We start from the raw sequence: 10,803 nt of genomic DNA on the forward strand, positions 1-10,803 counted from the left end.
GTCCCGGGTCCCGACGCCAGACCCAATCGGGTTACCGATAGCCGCCTCGACTTTCTCGACGCCCTGCGCTTGCTCGCCCTGGGCCTGCTCATCCTGTATCACGTGGGCATGTACTACGTGACCTGGGACTGGCACCTCAAGAGCCCCTTTGCGAGCACGGCGCTCGAACCCTGGATGCGGCTCGTCAATCCTTGGCGCATGAGCCTGCTCTTCGTGGTGTCGGGGGCCGTGACGGCCATCCTGCTGCGAAGAGACGCCCCAGGGTGGCTCGGATTCAGGCTCAGACGCCTGGGCTTTCCGCTTGTTGCAGGGGTGCTGGTGATCGTGCCGCCGCAGTCCTACTGGCAGGTGATCCAGCAGATGGGCTACGACGGCAGCTACCTGGAGTTCCTGCCACTCTACCTGGGCGGTCACGGGGACTTTTGCAAGCCCACCGGCCCCTGCCTGACCTTGCCGACCTGGAACCACCTCTGGTTCCTGCCCTACCTGATGGTCTACACGCTCGTGTTGTGGGCGAGCGTGCGTGTCGCGCCGCTCTGGCTGGAGCGGGCGGGCCAGCGACTCTCGGGCACGCTGTCAGTCTTGAGCCTGCTGGTCGCGCCCTGGCTGGTGCTTGCCACGGGCCGGCTCGCCCTGAGGCCCTGGTTCGACGTCACGCACGCTCTCGTCGACGATCCTCTGGCGCATGCGCAGTACCTCCCAGCCTTCCTCGCAGGAGCGATCCTCGCGAGCACACCTGGCGCTTGGTCGGCCATTGCTCGCTTTCGCGTGGCCGCGTTGCTCGTCGCGCTGGGAAGCTGGATGCTGCTGTTGTCCGCACCGGGCGTCCCTGCGCCGCTGCAGCGCACGGTCTATGCCGCCCAGCAGTGGGGCGGGGTGATGGCGGTCCTCGGTTTCGCTTGGGTGCATCTGAACCGACCCAACCCATGGCTGCGCGGGCTGGCCGTCAGGATCTTTGCGGTGTACGTGCTGCACCAGACGCTGATCATCCTTCTTGCCGTGGCGCTCAGGCCGTTGGCACTGCAACCCATTGCCGAGGGACCGCTGCTGGTTGTCGGCACCGTGACATGCGCCTTGGCGCTGGTGAGGATCTGTGAAGCCATCAGGCCGCTCCGGCCCTGGCTCGGATTGCCAAGTGCATGACTCCTTCAAACTTGCTCAGTCAGGAGGTGCTGAGAAAGCTGCAGTCTCAGCGCGGTTGGTGACCCGATGAGCGCGACCTTGACTTGAGGCCGAATGGAAGTTCGTGAACAATCGATTACAGTCAAGACCAGTACAAAGTCGTGCTCACAGAGTCATTCGATCGATGGCTGGAGGGGCTCCGTGATCCGCAGACCCGACGCCGTCTGGTTCTGCGACTTCGAAAGGCGAGCCTCGGGCAGCTTGGCGATGTCAAGCCAGTTGCCCAAGGGGTGTACGAGATGCGCGAGTTCTTCGGTCCCGGATGGCGGCTGAACTGCGCGCGGCGCGGCGACGTCCTCATCGTGATGCTCGGGGGCGGAACAAAGGGAACGCAGACACGGGATATCGAGAAGGCCATTGCACTGGCCAAGACCATCGAGGACTGACCACATGAGCAAGAAGATCAAGCTGTCCGAGTTGGCCGAGTTCGATCCGTCCAAGTACCTGGACGACGACGAGGCCATCGCCGACTGCATCCGTCTGGCTGTCGAAGATGGCGACCCGGGGCTGCTGGCTGCAGCCCTCGGTGATGTCGCTCGTGCGCGGGGGATGACACAAGTGGCGCAGTCGGCTGGTCTGACCCGGGAAGCGCTGTACAAAGCGCTCAGACCCGAGGCCCACCCTCGCTTCGACACGATTCACAAAGTCTGCAAGGCTCTTGGCGTCAAACTGACTGCGACCACGGTTTGACGGAGGAGAGGCCCATGACAGCAACCTGTGCCTGCGGCAGCTCATCGATCACGGTAAACACGGGCCCCCTCATGCTCGGTGTCTGCCACTGCACCAACTGCAAGCGCCGTACAGGAAGTGCCTTCGGAATCTCGACCTACTTCGCCAAGGACGCTGTGGTTCGGCAAGAGGGCGACACGAAGGTCTATGCCTTCCACCACGCCGCGCAAAATCACGATCAGGAGCGTCACTTCTGCCCAAACTGCGGCACGACGCTGTACTGGTTCGTGTCCTCGCTGCCCGACAAGATCGGGATTGCAGGCGGATGTTTCGATGGCGAGGGCCTACCGGAGCCGACATACGCCGTCTCCGATGCCAAGCGCGTATCGTGGCTATCGTTGCCATCCAGATGGCAGGTGTGGGCCGAATGAGGCTGATGAGGCCACACGTGAAGTTCGATCAGACCCAGAGCTCCAGACTTTTCAGACCTCGGTACGGATCACCGGCAGGTCGTCGATTTCGCCAAGTGCTTGATTCTTCGGGGTTTTTCAGACTTTCTCAGTCAGGAGGTGCTGAGTAAGCTGCAGTCTCTGCGAGATCGGTAACCCGATGAGCAGAGGCTTCCCTGATCGGCCTGGTACGCCGCGGATCTGAGAATTGCAATCAGATCAACGCCTTGCGAGGGCCGGTGTGAAGATTGGACAAGTTGCAGAAAACAACTTGGCGGGGCGGCAGTGATGGGTTTGAAAACAGTCCCCGGTCAGGAGGCTTTACCTTCTGGGGTACTGATGAGACTCGCACTTGCTCAACTCATTCATTCTCTTGCTGCGCGTGGCGCTACGCGCTACACTTCGCCCATGATCAGGAGTTTCCGGCACAAAGGGGTCGAGCGCTTCTTCCGCTCGGGGTCTCGAGCCGGCATCCAGGCCGCGCATGCGCCTCGCCTGGGCCGACAACTGTCTGCGCTGGATGCCGCCAAGAGGCCAGAAGACATGAATCGCCCTGGCTGGGATTGGCACCCCCTGAAGGGAAGCCTGTCCGGACACTGGTCGGTCAGCGTCAACGGAAACTGGCGCCTGACCTTCTCGTTCGAAAACGGCGATGCCGTCTTGGTCGACTACCAAGATTACCACTGAGGTTCATATGAGTTCGATGTTCAATCCCCCCCACCCTGGACTCACTCTGAGGGACGACATCCTGCCTGCCTTGGACCTACAGGTCGGCGAAGCTGCTGCGCAACTGGGCGTCGACCGGACCACGTTGTCCAAGGTGCTCAATGGACGGGCTGCAGTTAGCCCTGCGATGGCCCTACGCCTTGAGCGTTGGTTGGGGCGCGACCACGGTGGTGCCGCTGAAGTTTGGCTGGCGCAGCAGGCTGCGTACGATCTCTGGCAGGCACGTGCGGAGGTGAAGGCAAGTAGAGCGCTGTCAGGCGTCAAAGTACTCAAGCTTCAGGCCACTTGACAACCTTGCACAAGTCAACGATGAGCTCACCCGAACAATTGATCCAACGCCAGCTCGACGCGTACAATGAGAAGGACGTCGGAGCCTGGCTGCAAACCTATCACCCACAAGCCGAACAGTTTCAACTCCATGGAGGTCGGCTCGCATGCGGCCATGATGAACTGCGAAGCCGCATCGTGGTGAGATTTCGAGAGCCGGACTTGCACGCGAGGCCTACAAGTGGCTCGTGGCGCCGATGCAGGAGGCGCGCCCCCGCAGGGGCTTGTCCGAGCTGCGGTGGGAGCACTTCCAGGTCAACTCCGGCGCGCAGAACTGGTCGCAGGAGATCGAGCGAGTTCTCAAGGAGAACGAGCTAATCGTTCCTGGCGAAGAAGCAGTTCGCCGACCTGGTCGACGAGGTCGTCCAGCAATTCACCATGCGCCCCGGCGTGAAGGTGAAGATCGCCATCGAGCTCCAGGCCGAGTCGGCCACTGATTTCGACGACGGGCTTCAGCGTGCGGTGAAGGAGAACTGCAACGTGCTGAAGTTCAAGAACGCTGAGTTCGAGTCGGGCGAGTAGGAAAAGCTCCTTATTGATTAAGACATCCTGATAGACAAGGAAGTCGATACCAAGGTGGCACTGTGACCGAGGCTCTGTATGCACTGGATGATTGAGCGCGCCGTGCTCGATGAAGTTCAAGAGGCGATTCTTACTGCGGTTACTAACGACCCAGGGCCTCATTGGATCGAGGGCTATGCGGGCACGGGCAAGACGATCATCGTGACACTTGCCCTTGGGGCGATTCGGCGAAAGCATCCAAAAGCGAAGATCTGCTTCGTGACTTACACCCACGCTCTTAAAGATCTCGTGGCGTCAGGAGTAGATGGGCAAGCCGACATCTTCACCGTAGATGCCTTCGTGGGCGGATCTGGTCGATACGACTGGGTCTTCATTGATGAGGTACAGGACATCTCCGAAGCTGACATCCTAAAGATCCAGCAGCGAGGAAGACATGTTGTATGGGCCGGTGATCCTTTTCAATCTCTGTATCACGGGCGAGTGAACCGAGACCGCCTGCCGGAAGTGCTCGGAACCACCAGTTGGGAGCTTGTAAACATCTATCGGTATCCGTTCAAGGTCTTCAAAATCGTGTCGTCCATCTACGACGCCGACATTGCCGAGGATGCCATGGTGAACGTTGATGACAGCGTGGAGGTTCAGCTTCATCGAGCGTCCTCTCGCACCGATGAAGTCCGCTGGGTTTGGGATAAAGCCAAGGCGGTATCCGTAGTTGAAAGACCGGCTGCGATCTTGTTTCCAACGCACGACATGGTCTATGACTTCGCGAGTGAGGTTTGATCGATTGAAGGAGTCGGTGCGCCGCCAGCACGCGTCCAGAAGGGCCGTATCGTCGACTATTCCGCTTTCAACGAGCACTTGAGCAAACAAAAACTCCCATTGCGGTTTTTAGGAAGTAACAACGGCAGCCTGCCGGAAAGTGACACAACGAAACTGTGCTACCTGATGACTTACAAGAGCGCCAAGGGCCTGGACTTCAACAGTGTATTCGTACCAAACCTTAATGATCGCATGTCTTTCGAGGATGGGAAGCCGCTTTCATTCTCAAGAGATGAGTGGCAGCGAAAGCTTCTTTTTGTCGCCTTAACAAGGAGTCGGAGGGATCTGTTTCTCTCGTACCACGGCACTCCACATCCCTATATCGACGAGATGCCCAAGGAGGACATATTGCTTTCGTCAACCCCAAAGGCCGCGCCTAAGCGGCGCTTCTAGACGATGAACTTTGTCATCCTCACAAAGACTGAGTGGGCGTTACTGTGTGCGCAAGGGTGCCTTGATGTCCTGTATGAACGGTTTGCTGGCGCCGACGATGCTCTGACGTCTCCATCGGATGCCCTTGCATGGTCATTGTTCTCGCGCGCCCCTCGGTATGTGTCGGGTGATGCCAATGGAATGATTGCAGCCCAAATCGAAGGTGACTGGGCGCCTCTGCCAGAAAGGCCTCCAACAAGATTGCTTAGGCTCTCCGCAGTGAGGTCATTTTTTGCACTCACGAGCTCAGCGCAGCGGCACCTTGCAGAGGATGCGAGCAGGCGGAATGTCCGGCTGTCAGAGCCGATCTTTGAAGCGCAGTGGCGAGCCTGGACCGACGAACAGCGGCGAATCCTTCGGGTCCGTGGATCAAAGGAACTGGTTCGACTGATGGGCCTCGACGGAGCACTCGATTGGAGCGAGGAGGTAGGTCTGCTCGGAGAGCCCCATCAAAATGAACTCGGCGTCCGCGACAGTCTGGCCTCACGGCTACAAATCGACGCCCGTCACGTGATATCCGACGACCGAGCCCGGGCAACTGAGGGCACGTGTGCGCACGCGGTGGTCTCGGCAACACTTTGGGCGAGCTACATCTGCGGTCGCGACATTCCTGCCGAAGGAACGCTGCTGGCCAGTGAAATTGGCACCCTGTACGATCAACTGGCCGAAGCCCGATACGGCAAGATTGATCACCTTTCGAGATCGTTACATGCCGGCTTGGAGTATCTTCGACTTGAGGCTGCTGAAGCGTTTGGGTCCTATGTCAGTCCGATATCTGTCGGGATCTTCTTTCGGTTTCTGATCGCCTCGCGATTTGGTCCCTTGCCACAGCCTGCCGATGTCGTCTCCGCCATTTTCAGACTTCGGATATTGGACGGAGACAAGGTTGCAGCCGCCTGCTGCTACTTGGTCGGACTGGAACTCACTCCCGAATATGTACAGCAACTGGCCTTGTACCTTGCACCAAGTCCTACATCCCTCGTATCAACTGTTGACAGCGGAGTGCCTTCAGGGATGGCGACGCTGGATACGATCCGGACAGCCGCAGCCAGAGTTCCGGATCGTTTTGAGCTCCCTCCTGCGCGAGAGGAGTTGAACTCAAGCCCAGACGCGATGACTGACACGGGCAGCGATTCCAGCAGCTCAGAGGATTGCCGTGATAGCAGTGGGTCCGAAGGGGACGTCCTGAGTCAATACTGTTCCATTAGGGCATGAACTCGTTCTTTGCTGCCCTTGGCCCGGCTGCCGCGGCTCGCCTCCCCGCGGGCGCGCTGATGCAGGGCTCAAAGCTGCACGGGCGGTGAACTCTTGGTGTCGTGTAGGGGGCGTACGGCGAATTGCGGCGCTTGACCATGCGTGGCCGCTGCTGGTTGAGCGTTCGCACGCAGAGGGCCTTGGCGCTGGCCTGCAGCAGCTCACGAAGCCATCGCTGTCGGCGTCTGGGTTGCGCTGGGGGGAAAAGCCCCAGAGCGGGGCAGCTCGCGGCGCAGCAGCTGGACATGGGCCGTGAACGACAGCGCCTCGTCGGCCTGGCCGCAGCGGGCCGCCCCTTCGTGAAGCAGCCAGCGTACCTCGGGCGAGCCCGGTTCAGCAGCCGACTGTCGGTGGGGTGCGCAATCGCCTTGGGCTGCACCGTGGTGTCCACGACCACGGTGTCCAGGCTCTGCCGCTTCACCACGCCCGCCGACATCGCCGCCTTGATGCTGTGCTCAAGCAGCCACTCGCAGCCTTCCTCGCCGATGCGCTGCCTCCAGCGCACCAAGCTCGACGGATCGCAGGGCAGCTCGTGCCGGAAGTAGCGCTCGCCGCTGAAGTGCTGCCAGTAAGGGTTCTCGATCCAGCGTTCCACCACGTCTTCATCCGACAGCGCGAACGTGTGCTTCAGGTACAGCAGTGAGGCCATCAGCCGCGTGGGCAGCGCGGGCCGGCCGGTGGTGGACTCGAACTTGGGGCCCCAGGCCTGCTCGAGGGCCGCCCAGTCGATCAGCGATGCAAGCTTGATCAGCTCATGCCGCTGATCGATGAGGTTGACCAGTTCCATCCGGAACAGGTCCTGCTCGGCGGCGTGATGTCGGGACTTCGGACCCATCGGCGACCTCGGTGCAGTTTGCAAGGAACCGAGAGCAATTAGGCCTCAATCCTGCAACTCGCACCATCAGCAATCGCCCGGAAAGCTAGCAACGGCGCGGGTTCCTGGGTTGTTCAGGGCGGACTCGGTAAGTCTTGGTCAGCGTGTCGTGCGCCGGATGCTCCCCATCGACGCCCTCGGCCGAGAATCGAGTCCCTGACTTGAAGTCGATGCCCACCGTCAAGACCTTGCTCGCCTCGTCGAAGCGAACTCCGGCAACGAACCACGGCGGTGCGATCCCCAGTGCCGTCTCGAACAACCTGTCATGCATGCGAAACGCTCCTGCTCGTCATGGACAATGCGTCAGCATGCCGCATTGGCCATGACGGCCAGCGTACAAGCTGGCAGCCGGCATCAAGGGTTCGCTTCGCCGGGCTTCGCCCGCCCTTGACCCCGGCTGCCAGCTCAAACACCTCCATATTCACCCACTCGGAATTCAACAGAGGCCCGAAAGAGATGCCAGATTACCGTTGTGGAAAGGGCACCACCCCAGGTTGTCCTGAATGATGTGATGTCGATTCCAACGAGCCCATTGCAGTTCCGACTCTGCTTGGTTCTCGGGCAACCTTGCACAGCGCGTTGTGCACGGCGCATGGGGCCATCGCGTGACGCTTACCGCCGATCGACGCTCGCTACGGCGATTAGCGAGGCCTGGGCGACAACTGCCATCGGGTAGACCCTGCTTTAGGCACTTTGGTGCGTGCCGGCAGACATTCCACAACTTATCACTCGGCGCCCTTTACTAGTCCACTGACTCAGAAGAATTGGTGGTGTCGGCGCTGAGGGTTGTCGTACTTCCACTTCAGCGGCTTGGGGTTCTTGTTGTACTGGCGGATGTAGCGCATGAGCTTCTTGTCGAGGTCTTTGACGGAGGTGAAGATTCCCCGGCTGATTACGTCGCGCTGGATGCGGGAGAACCAGTTCTCGACCTGGTTGAGCCAGGATGAGTAGGTCGGCGTGTAGTGGATCTGGACGTTGGTGTGCTCGGCCAGGAAGGCTTGAACCAACTCGGTCTTGTGGCTGCTGACGTTGTCGCAGATGACATGGATTTCGCGGCCGTCGGGCTGACTGGCGATCACGTCGCCGAGGAAGCCGACGAACTGCTCGCTGGTGTGCCGCGGGGCGGTCATGCCCAGCACCTCCCCAGTGGCGGTGTTCAGCGCGGCGAACAGGCTGAGCGTGCCGTTACGCTTGTATTCGAAGCCGTGGCTCTCTGCGCGGCCGGGGGCCAGAGGCAGCATCCGGTCCTTGCGGTCGAGCGCCTGTATGGCCGTCTTCTCGTCAACGCAGAACACGGCGGCGTGCGCTGGCGGGTTCAAGTACAGGCCGATCACGTCGGCGGCCTTGGTCTCGAAGTCGGGATCGTTGGAGACGAGGTGCCGCTCCAGGCGGTGCGGCTGCAGGCCGTGCTTGCGCCAGATGCGCTGCACGGCGGAGAACGAGACATCGCCCAGCTCGCCCGCCAGCTTGCGGCTGCTCCAGTGCGTGGAGCCGTCCTTGGGCTTGTGCTTCAGCGTCTTGTTCAGCACCCGGGCCTCCAGCTTGGCTACCGGCCGCACCGGAGCACGACCAGGGTGCAGCGACACCAGCCCGGCCAGGCCCTGAAGTTCGAAGGCACGGGTCCAGCGCGTGACGAAGGCATCGTTGCAGGCCAGCTTGCCCCGGATGTCGACCCGGCGCTCGCCATCGGCCCAGAGCAGTACGCACCGCGCCCGCCGCGCCAACGCCGCACTGCCGCTGCGCTTGCGGATCACCGCCTCCAGATCGCCGCGCTCGTCGGCCGTCAATGTCATCCTGTGCATGCCCTCCAAGATGGAGCATACACAGCCGATTTCAATGCTTCAGTGGACTAGGGGCTGTTTGCGACCCAGCAAGCACACCGCTGTCGCAATCGAGCTGCCAATGCATAACTGCCATGGGAAAGCCAGCGCCTTCCATGCCGCTGGCAAGCCCAGTGCATCCACAACATAGGCCTGCTGCAGCAGGATGGCAAAGAAGCCTGCCGCCAGCGCGGCGATGACCGAAGCGGTTGAGCCGCGGCGCGTGAACACCGCCGTGACATACACGCCGATCAACCCGGAATAGGCAAATGTCATTACCCCCAGCACGAAGGGCAGCAAGGCCGCTGCGGTGTAGCGCTGCCAGTAAAAGCACAGCACGGACATACCAAACAGCGCCAGTCCCAGCACGACCATGCCGGCTTGGCCGGCACGCACGTAGTGCCTTTCGTCTGGCGCTCGGCGCCCTGAGCCCAAGGATTGCGACTCCCGCCACGGGCGGTAAAAGTCCTGCACCAGTACCGACGACATCGAAATCAAGCCTGAGTTCACCGCTGCAGCCGCAATGACGCCAACGCAGACAAAGCCTCGCAGGCCTGGTGGCATCTGAGTGAGGATGAAGGTCATGAACACGGTGATGTCCTGGCCCTCGAAGCGCGTCACCACGCCTGCGGTGCCATCGGCCGCGGCGATGTTCATCAAGTCAGGTCTGTTGTAGAAGACGTACAGCAGTGAACCCACCGCCATGAAAATCAGAACCACGGGCACTGTCACCAAGGCAGCGGTAACCATCGCCCGGTTGCCGTCGCGCGCGGTGCGGCACGCCAGAAGGCGTTGGGTGGTGTCCTGGTCCAGCCCGAAATTGGCGGCGTTGAGCAGGGCATAGCCCGTAACGATGGCCGCGAATGAGAAAGGCGCGCCCCAATCCAACGAAAAATCGAACAGGCGAAGTTTGTCGACGCCCTCGGGCGTTTGCGCCAATGCCTGCCAGATCTCGGCCCCGCTGGCTGGAATCTTGAGACATAGGAACACCAGCACGATGAGTGCCGCGCCCACGTACAGCACCACCTGCACCAGGTCGCTCCAGATGATGGCGTTGAGGCCACCCATGAACGTGAAGGCCAGGCCGAACACCAGCAAGAGCAAAGACGCCTGGACGATGGACTCGGCCTGAATGTTGCCGAAGGCGATCATGGCCACAGCAACGGCCGCAAGGTACAGCCGCGCCCCGCTTGCGAGCACGCGGCCGACCAAGTACATACCGGCGGCGGCCCGCCGCGCACCAACGTCGAAGCGCCGCTCCAGCAGTTCGTACACCGTCACCGCGTTCATGGCGTAGAAGCGCGGCATGAGCACGCGGGCGACCAGCAGTGCGCCCAGCAAGGCGCCGACGTTGCTGCCGAGGTAGGTGTAGTCACCGCGGTAGCTGCTGTCGGGCGCGCCAAGAAAGGTTGCGGCCGACTGGGTGGTCGACAGCACCGACACCGCCACCAGCCAGATGGGTACCTGATGGCCCGCGAGAAAGTAGTCGCCGGCGCTGCGCATCTGCCGCCTGGTCGACAGCACGCCGACCACCGCGATGATGATGACGTAGCCCGCAAGGACCGCCCAGTCGATTGGCGTGAAGCCGAGATTCATCTACAAGTGCTCAAGTCAATTCGCGCAGTTCTGGTGGTCATGCAGTCGAAGCGAGCGCTGCCCAGCCAGCGCAAAGCTGCGCCGCCGGGACTCCACCCTCGACCGAGCCTCGAGGCGGCCTGAGACTACCTGC

13 protein-coding genes and 1 pseudogene are annotated in these 10,803 nt (G+C 61.2%); 10 read left to right on the plus strand and 4 right to left on the minus strand.

Annotated elements, in window-relative coordinates; genetic code table 11:
- The first annotated feature begins 69 nt into the window (after window positions 1–69).
- The 10 genes and pseudogenes from KA711_00260 (at window position 70) to KA711_00305 (ending at window position 6,341) form a co-directional block, all read left to right on the plus strand.
- Entirely contained in the window at window positions 70–1,143 is a 1,074-nt protein-coding gene (locus KA711_00260; GenBank protein MCM0607421.1) for an acyltransferase family protein, read from the plus strand.
- Window positions 1,144–1,283: 140 nt separating this feature from the next.
- A complete protein-coding gene (locus tag KA711_00265; protein MCM0607422.1) occupies window positions 1,284–1,568 on the plus strand; it encodes a type II toxin-antitoxin system RelE/ParE family toxin in 285 nt (94 codons plus the stop codon).
- A 4-nt stretch (window positions 1,569–1,572) separates the two neighbouring features.
- Window positions 1,573–1,872 (plus strand): putative addiction module antidote protein, encoded by a 300-nt coding sequence (locus KA711_00270; GenBank protein MCM0607423.1) that lies wholly within the window; start codon window positions 1,573–1,575, stop codon window positions 1,870–1,872.
- A 14-nt stretch (window positions 1,873–1,886) separates the two neighbouring features.
- Window positions 1,887–2,282 carry a GFA family protein gene (locus tag KA711_00275; protein MCM0607424.1) on the plus strand — a complete coding sequence of 132 codons (396 nt, stop codon included), beginning with the start codon at window positions 1,887–1,889 and terminating at the stop codon, window positions 2,280–2,282.
- A gap of 426 nt (window positions 2,283–2,708) precedes the next feature.
- The gene (locus tag KA711_00280) at window positions 2,709–2,987 is read left to right on the plus strand and encodes a type II toxin-antitoxin system RelE/ParE family toxin (protein MCM0607425.1); all 279 of its coding nucleotides are present in this window, start codon (window positions 2,709–2,711) and stop codon (window positions 2,985–2,987) included.
- A gap of 7 nt (window positions 2,988–2,994) precedes the next feature.
- Window positions 2,995–3,315 (plus strand): HigA family addiction module antidote protein, encoded by a 321-nt coding sequence (locus KA711_00285; GenBank protein ID MCM0607426.1) that lies wholly within the window; start codon window positions 2,995–2,997, stop codon window positions 3,313–3,315.
- A 205-nt stretch (window positions 3,316–3,520) separates the two neighbouring features.
- Window positions 3,521–3,875, plus strand: a pseudogene (locus tag KA711_00290) (hypothetical protein).
- A 78-nt stretch (window positions 3,876–3,953) separates the two neighbouring features.
- On the plus strand, window positions 3,954–4,655 hold the full coding sequence (locus KA711_00295) for an AAA family ATPase (protein ID MCM0607427.1): 702 nt from the start codon (window positions 3,954–3,956) through the stop codon (window positions 4,653–4,655).
- 78 nt (window positions 4,656–4,733) lie between these two features.
- Window positions 4,734–5,087, plus strand: a complete 354-nt coding sequence (locus KA711_00300) for an ATP-dependent helicase (GenBank protein MCM0607428.1) — start codon at window positions 4,734–4,736, stop codon at window positions 5,085–5,087.
- Between the two features lie 429 nt (window positions 5,088–5,516).
- Window positions 5,517–6,341: a hypothetical protein gene (locus tag KA711_00305; GenBank protein ID MCM0607429.1), complete on the plus strand. Its 825-nt coding sequence runs from the start codon at window positions 5,517–5,519 to the stop codon at window positions 6,339–6,341.
- Here KA711_00305 and KA711_00310 read toward each other — a convergent pair.
- From KA711_00310 to KA711_00325, 4 genes are all read right to left on the minus strand, one after another.
- On the minus strand, window positions 6,331–7,215 hold the full coding sequence (locus KA711_00310) for a transposase (protein MCM0607430.1): 885 nt from the start codon (window positions 7,213–7,215) through the stop codon (window positions 6,331–6,333). The two genes, KA711_00305 and KA711_00310, sit on opposite strands and share 11 nt — an antisense overlap.
- Before the next feature lie 85 nt (window positions 7,216–7,300).
- Window positions 7,301–7,525, minus strand: coding sequence for a hypothetical protein (locus tag KA711_00315; protein MCM0607431.1), 225 nt, complete (start codon window positions 7,523–7,525; stop codon window positions 7,301–7,303).
- Between the two features lie 484 nt (window positions 7,526–8,009).
- The gene (locus tag KA711_00320; GenBank protein ID MCM0607432.1) at window positions 8,010–9,056 is read right to left on the minus strand and encodes an IS630 family transposase; all 1,047 of its coding nucleotides are present in this window, start codon (window positions 9,054–9,056) and stop codon (window positions 8,010–8,012) included.
- A 39-nt stretch (window positions 9,057–9,095) separates the two neighbouring features.
- A complete protein-coding gene (locus KA711_00325) occupies window positions 9,096–10,670 on the minus strand; it encodes a sodium:solute symporter (protein ID MCM0607433.1) in 1,575 nt (524 codons plus the stop codon).
- Window positions 10,671–10,803 lie beyond the last annotated feature (133 nt).

It is taken from the genome of Ideonella sp. WA131b, from assembly GCA_023657425.1.
GTDB lineage: Bacteria > Pseudomonadota > Gammaproteobacteria > Burkholderiales > Burkholderiaceae_C > Rubrivivax.